This window comes from Methylophilus glucosoxydans (genome assembly GCF_042676145.1).
Lineage (GTDB): Bacteria > Pseudomonadota > Gammaproteobacteria > Burkholderiales > Methylophilaceae > Methylophilus > Methylophilus glucosoxydans.
In genome coordinates, this window is record NZ_JBHTJW010000001.1 from 488,061 (window position 1) to 504,099 (window position 16,039).

The 16,039-nt window shown below is 52.9% G+C and carries 19 protein-coding genes; 14 read left to right on the top strand and 5 right to left on the bottom strand.

Features of this window, described 5'->3' with window-relative positions:
• Nucleotides 1–5: 5 nt before the first annotated feature.
• Nucleotides 6–698 (bottom strand): SDR family oxidoreductase, encoded by a 693-nt coding sequence (locus ACFQ1T_RS02355; protein ID WP_379073693.1) that lies wholly within the window; start codon nt 696–698, stop codon nt 6–8.
• Between the two features lie 65 nt (nt 699–763).
• On the opposite strand from ACFQ1T_RS02355, the gene ACFQ1T_RS02360 reads away from it, so the two are divergent.
• The 5 genes from ACFQ1T_RS02360 to ACFQ1T_RS02380 all read left to right on the top strand — a co-directional run bounded on the left by ACFQ1T_RS02360 (nt 764) and on the right by ACFQ1T_RS02380 (nt 5,746).
• Complete coding sequence (locus tag ACFQ1T_RS02360; protein ID WP_379073695.1) at nt 764–1,897, top strand: TIGR03790 family protein; 1,134 nt, start codon at nt 764–766, stop codon at nt 1,895–1,897.
• 98 nt (nt 1,898–1,995) lie between these two features.
• Nucleotides 1,996–3,294 carry a phosphate regulon sensor histidine kinase PhoR gene (phoR, locus tag ACFQ1T_RS02365; protein WP_194749463.1) on the top strand — a complete coding sequence of 433 codons (1,299 nt, stop codon included), beginning with the start codon at nt 1,996–1,998 and terminating at the stop codon, nt 3,292–3,294.
• Entirely contained in the window at nt 3,291–4,034 is a 744-nt protein-coding gene (locus tag ACFQ1T_RS02370; protein WP_379073697.1) for a hypothetical protein, read from the top strand. Before phoR ends, ACFQ1T_RS02370 begins: the two co-directional genes overlap by 4 nt.
• An 11-nt stretch (nt 4,035–4,045) precedes the next feature.
• On the top strand, nt 4,046–5,200 hold the full coding sequence (locus tag ACFQ1T_RS02375; RefSeq protein ID WP_379073699.1) for a cupin domain-containing protein: 1,155 nt from the start codon (nt 4,046–4,048) through the stop codon (nt 5,198–5,200).
• 270 nt (nt 5,201–5,470) lie between these two features.
• Nucleotides 5,471–5,746 carry a hypothetical protein gene (locus ACFQ1T_RS02380; RefSeq protein WP_379073701.1) on the top strand — a complete coding sequence of 92 codons (276 nt, stop codon included), beginning with the start codon at nt 5,471–5,473 and terminating at the stop codon, nt 5,744–5,746.
• Here ACFQ1T_RS02380 and tpiA read toward each other — a convergent pair.
• The gene (gene tpiA, locus ACFQ1T_RS02385) at nt 5,735–6,517 is read right to left on the bottom strand and encodes a triose-phosphate isomerase (RefSeq protein ID WP_194749466.1); all 783 of its coding nucleotides are present in this window, start codon (nt 6,515–6,517) and stop codon (nt 5,735–5,737) included. The two genes, ACFQ1T_RS02380 and tpiA, sit on opposite strands and share 12 nt — an antisense overlap.
• A gap of 64 nt (nt 6,518–6,581) precedes the next feature.
• On the opposite strand from tpiA, the gene ybeY reads away from it, so the two are divergent.
• From ybeY to ACFQ1T_RS02410, 5 genes are all read left to right on the top strand, one after another.
• Nucleotides 6,582–7,016, top strand: coding sequence for an rRNA maturation RNase YbeY (gene ybeY, locus ACFQ1T_RS02390; RefSeq protein WP_275356755.1), 435 nt, complete (start codon nt 6,582–6,584; stop codon nt 7,014–7,016).
• A gap of 37 nt (nt 7,017–7,053) precedes the next feature.
• On the top strand, nt 7,054–7,851 hold the full coding sequence (locus tag ACFQ1T_RS02395; protein WP_379073704.1) for a segregation and condensation protein A: 798 nt from the start codon (nt 7,054–7,056) through the stop codon (nt 7,849–7,851).
• Nucleotides 7,852–7,879: 28 nt separating this feature from the next.
• A complete protein-coding gene (gene scpB / locus ACFQ1T_RS02400; protein ID WP_228518940.1) occupies nt 7,880–8,401 on the top strand; it encodes an SMC-Scp complex subunit ScpB in 522 nt (173 codons plus the stop codon).
• 7 nt (nt 8,402–8,408) lie between these two features.
• Entirely contained in the window at nt 8,409–8,756 is a 348-nt protein-coding gene (locus ACFQ1T_RS02405; protein ID WP_194749470.1) for a winged helix-turn-helix domain-containing protein, read from the top strand.
• A 221-nt stretch (nt 8,757–8,977) separates the two neighbouring features.
• On the top strand, nt 8,978–9,202 hold the full coding sequence (locus tag ACFQ1T_RS02410; protein ID WP_379073706.1) for a hypothetical protein: 225 nt from the start codon (nt 8,978–8,980) through the stop codon (nt 9,200–9,202).
• A gap of 91 nt (nt 9,203–9,293) precedes the next feature.
• Here ACFQ1T_RS02410 and ACFQ1T_RS02415 read toward each other — a convergent pair whose 3' ends face one another.
• From ACFQ1T_RS02415 to nadB, 3 genes are read right to left on the bottom strand one after another with little or no spacing between them, the layout of a single operon-like run.
• Nucleotides 9,294–9,773: an FKBP-type peptidyl-prolyl cis-trans isomerase gene (locus tag ACFQ1T_RS02415; protein WP_194749471.1), complete on the bottom strand. Its 480-nt coding sequence runs from the start codon at nt 9,771–9,773 to the stop codon at nt 9,294–9,296.
• Nucleotides 9,774–9,833: 60 nt separating this feature from the next.
• Nucleotides 9,834–10,331 (bottom strand): thermonuclease family protein, encoded by a 498-nt coding sequence (locus tag ACFQ1T_RS02420; protein ID WP_379073708.1) that lies wholly within the window; start codon nt 10,329–10,331, stop codon nt 9,834–9,836.
• 3 nt (nt 10,332–10,334) lie between these two features.
• The gene (gene nadB, locus ACFQ1T_RS02425; protein ID WP_379073710.1) at nt 10,335–11,945 is read right to left on the bottom strand and encodes an L-aspartate oxidase; all 1,611 of its coding nucleotides are present in this window, start codon (nt 11,943–11,945) and stop codon (nt 10,335–10,337) included.
• A gap of 209 nt (nt 11,946–12,154) precedes the next feature.
• Between nadB and rpoE the strand changes: the two genes are divergently transcribed.
• The 4 genes from rpoE to ACFQ1T_RS02445 all read left to right on the top strand — a co-directional run bounded on the left by rpoE (nt 12,155) and on the right by ACFQ1T_RS02445 (nt 16,000).
• Nucleotides 12,155–12,784 (top strand): RNA polymerase sigma factor RpoE, encoded by a 630-nt coding sequence (gene rpoE / locus ACFQ1T_RS02430; RefSeq protein WP_194749473.1) that lies wholly within the window; start codon nt 12,155–12,157, stop codon nt 12,782–12,784.
• Between the two features lie 99 nt (nt 12,785–12,883).
• Nucleotides 12,884–13,348: a sigma-E factor negative regulatory protein gene (locus ACFQ1T_RS02435; protein WP_194749474.1), complete on the top strand. Its 465-nt coding sequence runs from the start codon at nt 12,884–12,886 to the stop codon at nt 13,346–13,348.
• Between the two features lie 37 nt (nt 13,349–13,385).
• On the top strand, nt 13,386–14,339 hold the full coding sequence (locus tag ACFQ1T_RS02440; RefSeq protein WP_338656727.1) for a MucB/RseB C-terminal domain-containing protein: 954 nt from the start codon (nt 13,386–13,388) through the stop codon (nt 14,337–14,339).
• 239 nt (nt 14,340–14,578) lie between these two features.
• On the top strand, nt 14,579–16,000 hold the full coding sequence (locus tag ACFQ1T_RS02445) for a DegQ family serine endoprotease (RefSeq protein ID WP_379073713.1): 1,422 nt from the start codon (nt 14,579–14,581) through the stop codon (nt 15,998–16,000).
• Nucleotides 16,001–16,039: the final 39 nt, after the last annotated feature.

Below are 16,039 nucleotides of genomic sequence, written 5' to 3' on the forward strand. Positions count from 1 at the left end.
TTGCGTTACCAGGGAATCGGTTTGCCATCATAGGCGATAAACTGGCCCGATTGTGCAGGGGTTAAACTGGCAATCACCTGGCGCAGGCCTTGCACGCTGGTTTCGGTATCAATCAGGCCGTTTGGACCGCCCATGTCTGTGCGCACCCAGCCCGGATGCAGTGCAGCAACGACAATGTTAAAGCCGCGCAAATCGATAGACAGGCTTTTGACGACCATATTCAGTGCAGTTTTGCTGCTGCGGTAGATATATTCACCGCCACTGCCATTGTCTTCTAGGCTGCCCATTTTGCTGGTCATGGCGATCAGCTTTGCCTGCGGAGCACGTCGCAGCTGCGGCAAGAAAGCCTCTGCAAGATAGTAAGTGCTCAGCGTGTTGACCTGAAAAGCCTGTAACCAGGCTTGCACGTCGGTCTGGCCAAAGCTGCTCTCAGGATAGGTGCCCGCATTGCTGATCAGAATGTCCAGCGTCAGTGCTGACAGCTGGCTTGCCAGCGCCCGGATTGAATCGACATCGGCCACATCCAGCGCAAGCAGCTGCAGGTTGCTATGTTGACTGGCCAGTTGTTGTAACGCGGGAGCCTGGGCGGGATCGCGTACCGTGACGTAGACCTGCTGGCCGCTTTCGGCATATTGCCTGGCATACTCGAGGCCGAGGCCGCGATTGCCGCCAGTGATTAAGATGGTTTGTGTATTCATGCTGTGAACCTCGCCTTCATGCAGTGGTTTAATTTAAGTTATGATGTCATTCTACGCGGGTTGAAATGACAGGCGTAGTATCTTTGCAATCGCAATGGAGTGTTGAGTTGAAGGCAGTAAAGCAGTGGCTGATCAGTCAGTGGGGGGCAGTGGGTATCTGCCTGCTTTTTATGGTGAGCAGTGTTGCTGGCGCGGTAGACCTCAGCAAGCAAATCCCGTTGCGGCCCTCATTATTAAAGCCGGAAGATGTGGCAGTGGTGTATAACCTCAATGACGCGCAAAGCGAAGAGGTCGCCCGTTACTACCTGCAAGCTAGGCAAGTCCCTGCGGAAAATCTGATCGGGGTGGAATTGCCCCGCCATTTTAAAGATGCGCTGACGGTTCCCGAGTTTGAGTCACTCAAAGCCCAGTTGGATGCCAAGTTGACCACGCAGCAAGTGGTCTTGCTGGTCTGGCGCACCCCGTTTGCCGTGCAATGTAACAGCCTTACCAGTGCGCTGACGCTCGGGCTGGATCTCAATCAATGCCGCAAGACCTGTGACCCTGGCCGCGACAGCCCTTACTTTAACAGCCCCTCATTGCGGCCATGGACGGATCACCATTTGCGTTTGTCCATGTTGTTGCCCATCACCAGTGTCGCTGCGGCCAAGGCACTCATAGACCGTGGCGTCATGAGTGAATTCAGTTTAAATGACGCGAATGGGTTTTTTCTAAAAACCCAGGATGCGGCACGCTCCAAGCCACGTGAACCTTTTTTCCCGCAAGAGGGCATGACGGTCAAATCCAAAAAACTGACCTTGCATACCTTGAGTCAGGAGACGATAGAAAAACAGCCCTCAGTCATGTTTTATTTCACCGGGCAAAAATCGGTCGATTATCTGCTTACCAACAGTTATTTGCCCGGCGCCATTGCCGATCATTTGACCTCGACCGGAGGCATTTTGTCTAATTACAATCCGCAAATGCCCGCCTCGCGTTGGCTGGATGCGGGGGTTACCGGCAGTTATGGCACTGTGTCTGAGCCTTGTAATTATTGGCAAAAATTCCCCAACCCGCAGGTGTTAATTGGCCATTATCTGGCCGGTGAAACCCTGATTGAGGCCTACTGGAAAAGCGTGAAATGGCCGATGCAGGGCGTGTTTATTGGCGAGCCGCTGGCCAAACCCTACGCCAAAAGCGTCCAGGTGGTGGATGAGTGAGCGATGGTCATTGCACCTGCGCTTACGTCATTTTCCTGTCATTGTGCCTGCATCGTTGTGTCGTATAATCGCTGCCATCTATCCGGTGAGATTGGCTTGTGCAAGATATTCGTTTAAAAGCGTTTTGGACTTTGTTTCTGTGGGCATTTGGTTGCCTGCTCCTTGGCTGGTTCACAAATGCGCATCTGGCGTGGTTGACTTATTTATGTGGTGTGCTGGCCTATCTGGCCGGACATTTATACTGGATACACCGTCTGTACCAGTGGGCCCTTAAGCCCAGCCTGAATTTTATCCCCAACGGCAAAGGTATCTGGGAAGACATTTTTGCCAATCTCTATCATGAAATGCGCCGCCATTCGCGTAGCCAAAGCCAGTTAAGCAGTACCTTGGAGCGCTTGCGTCATGCCACCAGTGCTTTGCCGGATGGCGTGGTCGTGCTGAATAATCGTAATGAAATCGAATGGTTTAATGAGCCTGCCGTGCAACGCCTGGGTCTCAAGCGCCATCATGACGAAAGTCAGCCGATTTATTATTTATTACGCCAGGCCGAGTTCGTGGAATACCTGCAAGCCGAAGAGTACAGCGAACCACTCAAGCTTAAATCCTGGCGCAGTCCCGATATCACGCTGGAGTTGCAGATTATTCCGTTTGCCAGCAAGCAGCGACTGCTGATTTGCCGCGATGTATCCGCCATTGAAAAAACCGAAGTCATGCGCCGCGATTTCATCGCCAACGTGTCACATGAGTTGCGTACACCGCTCACCGTGATTGGTGGCTTTCTGGAAACCATCAGTGACATGCAGGGGGAGATTTCTCCCGATATCCAGCCTTATTTTGACATGATGCAGGCGCAAACGACGCGCATGCGCCGCATTATCGAGGACTTGCTGACCTTGTCACGCCTGGAGAATAATGTCACGCTCAAGGATGAAACCGAGATTGACATGAAGGCCATGTTGCAGCAATTGCATCGCGATGCTCAGGCATTGAGCCAGGGGCAGCATCAGGTCACCTTGCATATGGAGGCGAACGTTAACCTGACGGGCAGTTATAATGAGCTCATGAGTGCCATGAGCAACCTGACCACCAATGCTGTACGCTATACCCCGCCACAAGGCAAGATTGATATTTATTGGCAAATGCGGGGGGAGGACGTGGTGTTCAGCGTCCAAGATAATGGCATCGGTATTGAAGCACACCATTTACCCAGACTGACCGAGCGTTTTTATCGTGTGGACAGCGGCCGGAGCCGCGATACCGGCGGCACAGGTTTGGGCTTGTCTATCGTCAAACATATTCTGCATCATCATCAGGCCAGCTTGCAGGTGGAGAGTGAGCCTGGGCTGGGGAGCTGTTTCCGTATCGTGTTTCCTGCGCAAAGGATCTTGCCTGCATGAGTTGCATCGGCTGCAGTGGCCTGATGTTGCTATTGCTGCTGGTCGCCTGTACGACCTCCCCTCATTCAGGGTATGTCGATTCGCCGAATGGACGTCCGGTGCCAGTGCGGCAAGACCGGAATGCCTTGCATCAACTGGTGAAAACCGATCTGGATCGCCTGGCGGATATTGAATATGCCGAAAACGTCAGCACCTTGCGCTTGCTGATGCTCAAACTGTATAAACGCAACCCGGCTGAAGCGCAGAAATCTGGCTTGGGCGGGCCCGAACAGATCGCCACCTATGTGTTTGAGCAGGCTCACGTGCATGGCTGGCAACTGGAGGCGCTTGGGCATGCGCAAGACACCGCTGCGATCAAGCTGGCATTAAACCCGCAATTTGGTGGCGATCGCGTACTGGCACTGGTGGTGGGGATCCAGTCCATGCTTTACCGCGCGCATGGCAGCAAGTCGTCTTTTTTCTTGCTAGATAGCATAGATCCGCAAAACCTATACAATGCCGCCAGAAATATTGAAATCGCCATGTGGAAACTGGCGAATGCCAAAAATGCCCAGGGTGAACTGTTGTTGCTGACCAATAGCCTGACAGGTGAGGTACAGAATCTGAGCTTTGAGCGCGAGTTTAGCAAGCTGGTTGCCCGCACAGATTTGCTGGCCTTGACCTTGGCCGAGAAGTCGCAGCGCTTGATCTCGCGGCTGACACAAAGCATCACGACCGCCCCTTTTCTTCCTTTTAGATAATCTTCATCATCATGCATCAAGCCCTGACCCTACTGAACGGATTAAGCCCTGCGCAATTCATGGCAGACTACTGGCAAAAGAAACCATTATTAATCCGGGGTGCTATCCCTGGTTTTGAGGGATTGCTGACGCCAAGCGAGCTGGCGGGGCTGGCCTGTGAGGCTGAGGTGCCGGCCAGATTGATACAGTTTGATTCTGAGCGCATGAACCAGGGAGATGGCTGGCAGGTCAGGCAAGGCCCTTTTGATGACGAAGACTTTACCAGTTTGCCTGCACGCGACTGGACCCTGCTGGTGCAGGGGGTGAACCATGTGCTGCCAGAGGCGCAAGCCTTGCTGTCGCAGTTCAGCTTTGTCCCCAACGCCAGACTCGATGATGTCATGGTCAGTTATGCGCCGACTGGTGGTGGCGTCGGGCCACATATCGACAGCTATGATGTCTTCTTGCTGCAGGGCGCGGGGCACCGCCGCTGGCGTATCAGCCAGCAAACGGATTTAAGATTGATTGCCGATGCACCCTTGCGCATTTTGTCGCACTTTGAATGCGAGCAGGAGTGGGTGCTGGCACCGGGCGACATGCTCTATCTGCCGCCCAATGTCGCGCATTGGGGCATTGCAGAAGATGATGATTGCATGACCTACTCCATCGGCTTCCGGGCGCCCGCCGCGCGTGAACTGGCCATTGAGTTTCTTGAGGCCTGCCGCCAGGAGATGCTGCCTGACGAACTGTATCGCGACCCCGAGTTGCAACCCGTTCAAGATGCCGCAGCGATTGACCCGCAGATGGTCAGTCAAGTGGCTGGCATGTTGCGCCGCTTGCCCTGGGAGGCTGAGCAACTGGGACCGTTTTTGGCAAAATATTTTTCAGAGCCCAAAGCGTATGTTGTGTTTTCGCCCAACCGCAAACTGAGTGCAGAGAAGTTTTTGCAACGCGCCCAGCAATCTGGACTGGTGATGGACTTGCAGACGCAGATGTTGCATTGGCAAGGCCAGTACTTTATCAATGGCGAGCGCGTGAGTGTGTCAGCGGAGGCGGGGCCTTTGCTCAATACATTCGCTAACCAGCGGCTGTTGACGGCCGCAGACTGCCAAACAGCAGCCATTCATCCCTTGTTGCCCTGGTTGCAGGGGATTTACCTGTCTGGATACGTGCATTTTTCTGATTGAGCCGGTTAATTTTGCATTGATTGCAAAGGATTTGGCGGATTTTTTGTGAAAAAAACACAGAGTTGTTGTTCTGACACAAAAAAATCCTTTCTTTTTCACTGGTTTTTCGTTCTTTTTTTAATCAATTGCTGATACAATTTTTTCACTCGGTTGATTCTGCACCCGCAGCGTTACCCGTACATAATTTTTTGCTCATACATACTAAGGAAATAAAGATGACACGTTCTGCATTGTTGGCTGCATTGTTGGCTTTGGCTTTGACTGCTTGTGGTGAAAAACCAGCTGAAGAAGCACCTGCTGCTGAAGCGCCTGCTGCTGAAGCTCCTGCTGCTGAAGCTCCTGCTGAAGCTGCACCAGCCGAAGCTGCTCCTGCTGAAGCTGCACCTGCTGAAGCTGCTCCTGCTGAAGAAGCTAAGTAATCCAGACATCCGTAATCTGGTTTTACTTGGATGTAGAAAAGCCGACGAAAGTCGGCTTTTTTATTGGCTGCGCGCTGAGCACCTCAACCACTCAGGGGCGGGACGGTACGTGTTTTCAGGCAGCTGACTTGAGGGAGGATAACTCGTTGGCAATCTGGCAGATTTGAATAAAGTCTTCGACGATCAGCGATGCACCGCCGATCAGCCCGCCATCGACATCTGGCATGCTCATTAATTGCGCAGCATTACCGGGATTGACGCTGCCACCATAGAGCAAGGTTATCTGTTCTGCAACCTGTTCATCCAGTAGCCCAATGTGGCCGCGGATGAAAGACAAAATTGCTTGGGCATGTTGCGGACTGGCGGCTTTACCCGTGCCGATGGCCCATATCGGCTCATAGGCAATGACGCCTTTGGCGAGCGCTTGGATGCCTACATGTGAAATGACGGGGTTCAACTGCCTCACTACCACGAGATCGGTTTCGCCCAGTTCGTATTCTTCCAGGGTTTCGCCTATACACAGGATGGGCGTCAGCCCAGCCTTGAGGGCTGCCTCAAAACGCTCTCCGCAGCTCTCATCACTTTCGTGCCCACGTAAGCGGCGTTCAGAGTGGCCGATAATGACGTAGGTGCAGCCAAACTCCTTGAGCATGAGCGGCGACACGGAACCTGTGTAGGCACCACGCTCAAAGCGGCTCATGTTTTGTCCGCCCCAGGCCACATGGCTGTGTTGCAGTAATTGTTGCGCCTGCTGCAAATAGGGATGTGGCGGGCACACCGCATAGCGCGCCCGGTGATGGCGCGTCTCTTGCAACACACTTTGCATAAAGCGGGCATTGTCTGGCAGGTTGCCGTTCATTTTGCGGTTGGCAACCACCAGCTTGGGGCGATTTGTCATCACACCATTTCCTTTGAGGGTTTTCTTTCTATAATGTCGGATATTGTACATAAAACTTGATGCTATGCCTCAACTCGATTTTTCATTACAAGTGGCGACACCTGCGGCAGATGTGCCCAGCGTGTCGCAATTCAAGCGCTGGATCCGCGCCAGCTTGCGCGTAGATACCAGCCTGACGATCCGTATTGTCGATGCTGAAGAAGGCCAGCAACTGAATGCGAGTTACCGCGGCAAGGATTACGCGACCAATGTGCTCACCTTCCCGTTGGCGGAGGAGCCCTGCCTGATGGGCGACATTGTGATCTGCGCGCCGGTGATTAGCAGAGAGGCCGCTGAGCAGGGCAAGTCCGTGCTGGCGCATTATGCGCACATGACGGTGCATGGCGTCCTGCACATGCATGGCTACGACCATGAGGTGGAGGCGCAGGCGGCGCTGATGGAGGCTCTGGAGATCGGCATCCTGCAAAAGCTGGGCTTCCCCAACCCTTATGCAGAATAAACTTTAAGCGCCGGCGACAAGTCGCTACAATCCGTGCATGGAGCTTTCCGTCAACAGCACCCAGATCAGAATCAATGGCGAGCCGCTCTCGGCTTTGCCGCAAGATTTGTATATTCCGCCGGATGCGCTGGAAGTGTATCTGGAGACCTTTGAGGGGCCGCTGGATTTGCTGCTGTACCTGATCCGCAAGCACAATCTGGATATTCTCGACATCCCCATGGCTGAGCTGACCACGCAGTACATGGGCTATGTGGAAAAAATGAAAGCGGTGAATCTGGAGTTGGCTGCCGACTATTTGCTCATGTCAGCCATGCTGATTGAGATTAAGTCACGCATGCTGTTGCCCAAGCCGCAAGAGCTGGAGGAGGAAGACGACCCGCGCGCTGAGTTGGTCAAACGGCTGATGGAGTATGAGGCGATCAAGCAAGCTGCACAGCGGCTGGATGCCTTGCCCAAAGTCGGCGTAGACATTGAGGTGGCTGCGGCGTATTACGAGCGGCTGTCACTGGTCAAGCCGCCTGAAGTCAGTCTGGATGATCTGGTAGAGGCGTGGCGTAATGTGCTCAAGCGCGCCAGGCTCAATCAGCACCATAAACTGGGGCGTGCCGAACTCTCTGTACGCGAGCATATGAGTCTGTTGTTGCGGCGCTTGTCGGCAACGCCGGTATTGCGGTTTGACGAGCTGTTCGATATGGGGACTGAGGGCGTTCCCAAGCTGGTGGTGAATTTCCTGGCCATGCTGGAGCTGGCCAAAGAAGGCTTGATTCTGATCACGCAGCAGGAGGCTTTTGGTACCATTTACCTGCAAGCCAATACCACTGGCCGGGAGACTTGACGTGCATACTCCGGAAAACATTACCGAGATGAAACAAGTGCTGGAGGCTGCCTTGCTCACCTCGCCGCAGCCGCTGTCTCTGGACGATTTGCTCAAATTGTTTGCTGGACGCATGGAGCGTGCGACATTGCGCATGTTGCTCGATGAACTCAAGGCCGACTGGTCGGATAAAACGCTGGATCTGGTACAAGTGGCCAGCGGCTACCGCTTTCAGGCCAAAGCTCAATACAGCGAATACCTGGCGCGTCTGAATCCTGAGCGGCAGCCAAAATACTCACGCGCAGTGATGGAAACACTGGCGATTATTGCCTATCGTCAACCGGTGACGCGGGGCGATATCGAGCAGATCCGCGGCGTGGCGGTGAATCCGAATGTGATTCGGCAATTGCAGGAGCGTGACTGGATAGATGTGGTCGGCCAGCGTGAAGTCCCCGGACGCCCGTCACTGTATGCCACGACCAAACATTTTCTCGATGATTTGAACTTGCGTTCGCTGGCCGAGTTGCCGCCTTTTGAAACCTTTGTGCAAACAGATATTCAGTCAGAGTAGTTTACCTATGTCCGCCTCACTGCTTAAAATCAGGATCAGCCATCAAGGTCACATCGCGCTCGGTCCAGGCAAAATCGAGTTGTTGCGGCACATTGTGCAATACGGTTCCATTTCGGCCGCTGCCAAGCAAATGCGCATGTCTTATCGCCGGGCATGGGAGCTTGTTGATTTGATGAATCATTGTTTTGACGAGGCGGTCGTCATCAGTGCCGCTGGAGGCGCGCACGGCGGCGGCGCACAGGTCACGGCCTTCGGCTTGGCGCTGATCCAGGCCTATGAGCACATCCTGCAAAAGTCTGCGCAAGCGGCGGCGGATGAGCTTGGCTTTATCACCCAGCACCTGCAAAAAAACTGATTTTTTCAAAAAAACCGTATTTTTCAAGTTTCGTAATATGCATTTGAATATAACGATAATAGCATCACAGCCTTGCTTTATCGCCTGCCATCAATCAGGCGCACATGATTAAGATCTGGGATGCGGTACACTCTACAGGAACAAAGTGCTATGGCTGGTCGCCGGTCTCATCCGCTTGATGGCACATGTATTGCTCAGCAGGGCTGAAGACAAAAAAACGCATGATATTCGCGGCAGCCAGCCTGACGGATGCCATGAACCAGTTTCCAGACAATAATAGCCAGCAAAGCTGGTATGTGAGTGATGACGGTGTAGGGGGGGCTCCGGGACTTTGGTCAAACAGATGGCACTCGCGCGGTATCCTGACCATTCCGGTTGGAATTTATGTCAAACAGTCGCTGACCGGCTTGTGCTGGTGGGATAAGCTTAAAAATCGCCTGGGCTGAATTAGCAGAGATTGCCGATGATGTGTTGGTGCTGGCGCAGGGTCAGTTGCGCCAGCCAGAAGCGATAGGCCAGCTTGCGCTGGCGGGTTGATTAGTGGTGATGACCACCGGCACCATGCACATGCTGGTGCTCGATTTCTTCTTGATTGGCTGAGCGTACGCTGGCAATCGTTGCCGTGAACAGCAGACGCTGGCCGGCCCACGGATGGTTGCCATCGACCACGACTTTACCATCTGCAATATCGGTGATGGTGTAAAGGATCACGTCGCCGGTTTCGTCTTCGCCTTCAAACTGCATACCGACTTTAAGATCTTTGCTCGGAAAGGCGCTGGCCGGTTCAATTTGCACCAGATTGTCGTCGTACTCACCAAAGGCATCTTCAGGGTCCAGACTTACTTCTACCTTGTCGCCGACATTTTTGCCATGCATGGCTTCTTCTACTTTGGGGAAAATGTTGTCATAGCCGCCGTGCAGGTAGGCCACCGGCTCCTGGCTTTCTTCCAGAATGTCGCCATCGCTATTTTGCAGTTTATAGGTCATGGAGACCACGGTGTTCATTGCTACTTGCATGTGTTGAATCCTAAAGTTCGCTGTTAAAACAATATTCTAAAGGATATTGTGGCGACAGTGTCAGTCTTGGTGACGATAATGTTGACCGTATAATTTTCGCCATTGCCAGGGTGGCATCGCCTCGCTTGATTGCCACAACCCCAAGCCTTGTTGTTGTGCCTGCTGTTGCAAGGTCTGCAAGGCGGTGCGTGTTGAGTAGCGCGCATTAAACCAAGCCATCCCTTGCGCCACCTGAAACTGGCTGGCCTCTGTGCCATCGCAGTAGAGGTGGCCCAGTTGCCTGCCATATTGATCTTGGCCTTGGGTGTTGACCGTAATCTTTGCACCGGCACACAGTTGGCTCAAGCTGCGGCGGGATTGCTTGCCAAATGCTTGGTGCAGCTCAGGCGCATCAATGTCCAGCAAACGCAAGCGATAACGACTGCCTTGCGCCTGTATCAATACCGTGTCGCCATCAATGATTTTTTCGAGCAACGTGGAGGCAATACTGCTATTGCAGAGCATGAGCCACAGGCAGGGGGCCAGCCATCTGCACAACACACGAACGCGAGTGGTCATGTCCTAATCAAGCAAGCTGGTATAGTTGTCCGGGGTCAGTACGGTAGGAATGGCTTCGGGCAACAGGTCTGGGTAGTCTTTGCTGTAATGCAAGCCACGGCTTTCATGGCGTTCGATGGCGCTGCGGACAATCAATTCCGCCACCTGTAACAGGTTACGTAGTTCGATGAGGTCGTGACTGACTTTAAAGTTACTGTAAAACTCATGTACTTCATCGCGCAGCATATGGATGCGATGCAGTGCGCGGCTCAGGCGTTTGGTGGTCCGCACAATCCCTACGTAGTTCCACATGAACCGGCGCAACTCGTCCCAGGTGTGGGTGATCAGCACTTCTTCATCGGCATCGGTAACGCGGCTTTCGTCCCAGTCCGGCAAGGAAATGGTCGGTTGCTGACCCTCTGACCGGATATCTTCGGCACAGCTGCGACTGAAGGCCAGACACTCCAGCAAGGAGTTGCTGGCGAGGCGGTTGGCGCCGTGCAGGCCGGTGCAGGCGGTCTCGCCAATGGCATACAGGCAGTCAATATCGGTGCGGCCATGGATGTCGGTCATGACGCCGCCACAGGTGTAATGCGCTGCAGGCACCACGGGAATCGGTTGCTTGCTGATATCAATGCCCAATTGCAGGCAGCGCTGGTAAATATTCGGGAAGTGGGACTGGATGAAGTCCAGTGGTTTATGGCTGATGTCCAGGTAAACGCAATCCAGGCCGCGCTTTTTCATCTCGAAGTCGATGGCGCGCGCAACTACATCGCGCGGGGCCAGTTCCGCACGCTCGTCATGCCAAGGCATAAAGCGGGTGCCATCAGGCAATAATAGCAAGCCGCCTTCGCCACGCAGCACCTCTGAAATCAAAAATGATTTGGCGTGCGGGTGATACAGGCAAGTAGGGTGAAACTGCACAAACTCCAGGTTAGCCACGCGGCAACCCGCACGCCAGGCCATGGCAATACCGTCGCCGGTGCTGATGTCAGGGTTGGTGGTATACAAATAGACTTTACCCGCGCCCCCTGTGGCCGTCACTGTGTATTGGGCAGACAGTGTGATTACTTTGCCGGTCTGGTTGTTGAGCACATAGGCCCCCAGGCAACGGTTGGGGCCATCATTTTCGGTTTGCTTGAACAGTTTGTGTGTGGTGATCAGGTCCACCGCAATATGGTGTTCCAGAATGGTAATGTTGGGATGCGCGCGTACGCGATCGGTCAGTGTGGTTTGCACCGCCTGGCCCGTGGCGTCGGCCACGTGGACGACGCGCCGGTGGCTGTGCCCCCCCTCGCGGGTGAGATGCAGGCGGTCATCTTGAGCTTCACGCGTAAAATTCACGCCTTGCTGCAATAACCAGTCTATGCTGTCGCGGCCACTGGTCACTACCATGCGGGTGACTTCGCTGTCGCACAGGCCCGCGCCGGCGTCCAGCGTGTCTTTGATATGCGCCTCTACCGAATCTTCGCTATTGAGTACCGCCGCTATGCCGCCCTGTGCCCAGTTGCTGGCACTCATGGTCAGTTCGCGTTTGCTCAAGATGCATACCCGGTATTGATCGGCCAGTCGTAAGGCCAGCGATTGGCCAGCCAGGCCACTACCAATAATCAAGACATCAAACACTTTATTCATAAACGGGCGTGGTCAACGGAACTTTTGAAGAGGGCGGTCAGTCGTACTAGTGTTCGCATTGCGTGTTGCAACTGCAAACAATACTAAGGGATGAGACGATGTTACACACAGCAAATTTAGAGGCGTTAACGCGCACTGGGTTCGTCGAAAATAACACAAAAGCGTATACTACTCCCAATCATAAAATTACCCAAGGGAGTCATCGCGATATGACTGTTCAGGCGGCGAGCGCCAAACAGCAAGAGAATAAAGAGTTTGACCAGATGCTGGTTGAACGCGCTCAACAAGGCGATAAACGCGCCTTTGGATTGCTGGTGGAAAAATACCATCGCAAGTTGGGCCGCTTGCTGTCGCGTATGATCCGCGATCAGGCAGAAGTGGAAGATGTGGTGCAGGAGTCTTTTATCAAGGCTTATCGTGCGCTGCACAGCTTCCGTGGGGACAGTGCGTTTTATACCTGGTTGTACCGGATTGGCATTAACACGGCCAAGAATTATCTGGTGTCCATGGGCCGCAAGCCGCAGGTGATGCAGGATGTCGAAATTGAGGATGTCGAGAATTTCGATGAAGGTGAAGACATGCGTACGATGGAGACGCCTGAAACATCCCTGATGACCAAGGAAATTGCGCAAACCGTGAATGATGCGATTGCAGCGTTGCCAGATGAGCTTCGCACTGCGATCACCTTGCGTGAGCTAGAGGGTTTGAGTTACGAGGACATTGCCAGTGTCATGCAGTGCCCGATTGGCACGGTGCGATCCCGTATTTTCCGTGCCCGTGAGACCATTGCCGCGAAATTGAGGCCGTTGTTGGATACGCCACACAATAAACGCTGGTAGTGGCATGATTTGTTATAAAAATTTGATTGGGTGTGTAGGTGTTATGACAAATTTTTTGTTAAATGCTAACATAAAAACATTGATTGATTTGGGGTTATTATGAAGCAGCAATTATCTGCCTTGGTCGACGGTGAGGTCGATGTTGAACGCTGTGAACATATATTCTTGGCGGCCAAATCTACTGGCGAGGTTGCACAAGCCTGGCGCGAGTATCACGTGATCCGTGACGTCATGCGCGATGAGCTGTGGATGCAGTCAGACATGACCAGCCGCATTATGACCGCACTTGAAGATGAACCGACACTATTGGCGCCGCAAGCCATCGCCAATGCCGACAAAGTGACGCGTATCCGCCCGCGTTTTGACAAGTACACCTGGTCTATTGCCGCGTCTGTGGCTGCTGCCTTTTTTGTTGGCATGTTTGTGCTTAATCAACCTGAGGCGCCTGCCCCTGCGCAGATTGCCGACAATGATACCGAGCAATATGTATTGGCTCATCATAATTATGCGCCGAGTAGTGTGACTTATTACACGCATAATGTTGCCTATACGGCTGGCGAATAAAATTTCTTTCACTCATCATTTGGTTGTTGCTACTGCTATGTTTTGGCGGATTGTTGCTTCGATTTCATGCCTGTTCATGGTACAGCAGGCAGCCTTTGCTGAAGAAGATTTATGGTCAACCATGCAGAAAACCGCCTCTGCTGCCAGAGAGCTCAATTATCAGGGGCTGTTTGTCTATCACAATGGCTCCATGATCCGTTCGGTGCAAATCACCCACATTTATGAAGGCGGCCGCGAATTCACACGCAATGTGGTGCTGGATGGCCGCCCACGTGAAGTATTCAGTGAAGGCGATGATATCGTCATTTTTAATGCTAAAAATGACAAGGTCGTGATCGAGAAGCGCCGAGGCCAAAACCTGTTTCCGGCCATGCTGCCCACACAGCTGTATCCCCTCAAGCAAAATTACAAGCTCAAGTTTGTCGGACAGGAACGCATTGCCGGGCGTCTGGCCCAGGTCATCGACATGGTGCCGAATGACAATCTGCGTTACCAATATCGTATCTGGTCTGATACTGAATATGGCTTGTTGCTCAAAATGAGCATGATGGATATGCAAGGGCATACCTTGGAGCAAATTGGGTTTAACCAGGTGTCTATGCTGCATACCAAAGATCTGGACTGGTTTCAGCCCAAGATTGATGCGACCAAGCCTTATGTGATGGATGACACCACCGAGCTTACGCATGTAGAAGACAATCTGGTGGTGCCGAATTTGCCGACGGGCTATAAAAAGGTTGACCAGATCAGTTTAAAAGTGCCCGGCAGGGCTGCTCCCGTGCAACAATGGATTTTTTCTGATGGATTGGCTTCGGTGTCACTGTTTGTCGAGCCGATGGTCAAAGGCATGCAGCCCCGCGTCGGTAAGAAAAATATGGGCTCTACCAATGTGTACGCCCATGTCCTCAATGGCTACCAGCTGGTGGTGGTGGGGGAAGTTCCGGCGCAAACCGTGGAACAGATTGCGCAGCAAGTGACCTTCAAAAAGTAATGACTGCCTGTCTGTTTGTGCCTGCCTTGGTCCCGCCTCCTTGAAATCATGCCGCAATATTTCGTTGCTATCCTCTTTCATTCGCTGTTATGTTGTGCTTTGGCGCGTGTGAGTTGGCGCTTGTATTTCTCAGCAATGGCACCATTTACATGCAATAGCAAACGCATGCTGGTCAGGAATGGTCGGCATGTACAATCAACAACATAATTTTTAATAATCATTAAATGATAGGAATAATCATGATGAGACGATGGATGTCTGGCCTCATGTTCGCGTGTGCCATCACATTGACCCAACCAATCTTGCATGCCCAGGCAAAGGACTTGCCTGATTTTACCGAACTGGCGGAAAAACAAGGTCCGGCAGTCGTGAATATCAGCATTACTTCGGTGGTGCACGGCGGCGGTACCATCGGTTTTCCAGGCATGCCCAACGATGAGAACTTGCAAGAATTTTTGCGCCGCTTCGGCATTCCAGGCATGCCCGGGATGCCAGGTCAGGAAGGTGGGCAGGATTATAAAACCCAGTCACTGGGCTCGGGCTTCATCCTGAGTAGCGATGGCTATATTTTAACCAACGCGCATGTGGTGAACGAGGCCGATGAAGTGCTGGTGAAACTGTATGACAAGCGTGAATTCAAAGCCAAGATTATTGGTGCGGACAAGCGCACCGATGTGGCCTTGATTAAGATCGAGGCGACCGGCTTGCCCAAGGTGACTGTAGGGGACCCGAATGCGTTGAAAGTCGGGGAATGGGTGGCAGCGATTGGTTCGCCATTTGGTCTCGAAAACACGATGACGGCCGGTATAGTCAGTGCCAAGGGGCGCGCCTTACCGCAAGAAAACTATGTCCCGTTTATTCAAACCGATGTCGCTATTAACCCGGGTAACTCAGGTGGGCCATTGTTTAACTTGCGCGGTGAAGTGGTCGGCATCAACTCGCAAATCTACAGCAAGAATGGCGGTTCCATGGGCTTGTCATTCAGTATTCCGATTGATGTTGCCATTGATATTTCCAACCAGCTCAAGGCCAATGGCCGCATTTCACGCGGCTGGCTGGGGATTGGTATTCAGGAAGTGACCAAGGACCTGGCTGAGTCCTTTGGTCTCAAGCAAACCAGCGGTGCCTTGATTGCCGGCGTCGAGAAAAACAGCCCGGCCGACAAAGGTGGGCTGGAAGCCGGTGACATTATTCTCAAGTTTGACGGCAAGCCGATTACGACATCGAGTGATTTGCCTCGTGTCGTGGCAGCCACCAAACCGGGTAAAGTGGTGCCGGTAGAAATCCTGCGTAAAGGCGCCAGCAAAACCTTGCAACTGGGCGTTGGTGAAATGCCGAGCGAGCAACCTGAAGCTGCCGCAACCAGCAAAGAACCCACTAAGGCAGAGTCCAACAAGATAGGCTTGACCCTGCGTGAATTGACGCCACAGCAAAAGAAAAAGCTCAACGGCAAGAATGGCCTGCTTGTGATTGAAAGTGTGGGCGCGGCTGCACAGGCCGGGATCCGTCGCGGTGATGTCATTCTCGGTTTGAATAACAATGAAAGCCAGAGCGTGGATGCCTTTAACAAGCAGATCAATGCGGTTGCCAGTGGCAAAACGATTGCTGTGCTGGTGCAGCGTGGAGATAGCACGCTGTATGTGCCGATTAAAGTAAAATAAGGCACGGCTGCTTGCAGTGAACAAAAAAGACAGGGCGAC

Coding starts and splice junctions, on each gene's coding strand:
- ACFQ1T_RS02355 (WP_379073693.1), bottom strand. CDS start 698: ATGAATACACAAACCATCTTAATCACTGGCGGCAATCGCGGCCTCGGC.
- ACFQ1T_RS02360 (WP_379073695.1), top strand. CDS start 764: ATGACAGGCGTAGTATCTTTGCAATCGCAATGGAGTGTTGAGTTGAAG.
- ACFQ1T_RS02370 (WP_379073697.1), top strand. CDS start 3,291: ATGAGTTGCATCGGCTGCAGTGGCCTGATGTTGCTATTGCTGCTGGTC.
- ACFQ1T_RS02375 (WP_379073699.1), top strand. CDS start 4,046: ATGCATCAAGCCCTGACCCTACTGAACGGATTAAGCCCTGCGCAATTC.
- tpiA (WP_194749466.1), bottom strand. CDS start 6,517: ATGACAAATCGCCCCAAGCTGGTGGTTGCCAACCGCAAAATGAACGGC.
- ybeY (WP_275356755.1), top strand. CDS start 6,582: ATGCCTCAACTCGATTTTTCATTACAAGTGGCGACACCTGCGGCAGAT.
- ACFQ1T_RS02395 (WP_379073704.1), top strand. CDS start 7,054: ATGGAGCTTTCCGTCAACAGCACCCAGATCAGAATCAATGGCGAGCCG.
- scpB (WP_228518940.1), top strand. CDS start 7,880: ATGAAACAAGTGCTGGAGGCTGCCTTGCTCACCTCGCCGCAGCCGCTG.
- ACFQ1T_RS02405 (WP_194749470.1), top strand. CDS start 8,409: ATGTCCGCCTCACTGCTTAAAATCAGGATCAGCCATCAAGGTCACATC.
- ACFQ1T_RS02410 (WP_379073706.1), top strand. CDS start 8,978: ATGATATTCGCGGCAGCCAGCCTGACGGATGCCATGAACCAGTTTCCA.
- ACFQ1T_RS02415 (WP_194749471.1), bottom strand. CDS start 9,773: ATGCAAGTAGCAATGAACACCGTGGTCTCCATGACCTATAAACTGCAA.
- ACFQ1T_RS02420 (WP_379073708.1), bottom strand. CDS start 10,331: ATGACCACTCGCGTTCGTGTGTTGTGCAGATGGCTGGCCCCCTGCCTG.
- nadB (WP_379073710.1), bottom strand. CDS start 11,945: ATGAATAAAGTGTTTGATGTCTTGATTATTGGTAGTGGCCTGGCTGGC.
- rpoE (WP_194749473.1), top strand. CDS start 12,155: ATGACTGTTCAGGCGGCGAGCGCCAAACAGCAAGAGAATAAAGAGTTT.
- ACFQ1T_RS02435 (WP_194749474.1), top strand. CDS start 12,884: ATGAAGCAGCAATTATCTGCCTTGGTCGACGGTGAGGTCGATGTTGAA.
- ACFQ1T_RS02440 (WP_338656727.1), top strand. CDS start 13,386: ATGTTTTGGCGGATTGTTGCTTCGATTTCATGCCTGTTCATGGTACAG.
- ACFQ1T_RS02445 (WP_379073713.1), top strand. CDS start 14,579: ATGATGAGACGATGGATGTCTGGCCTCATGTTCGCGTGTGCCATCACA.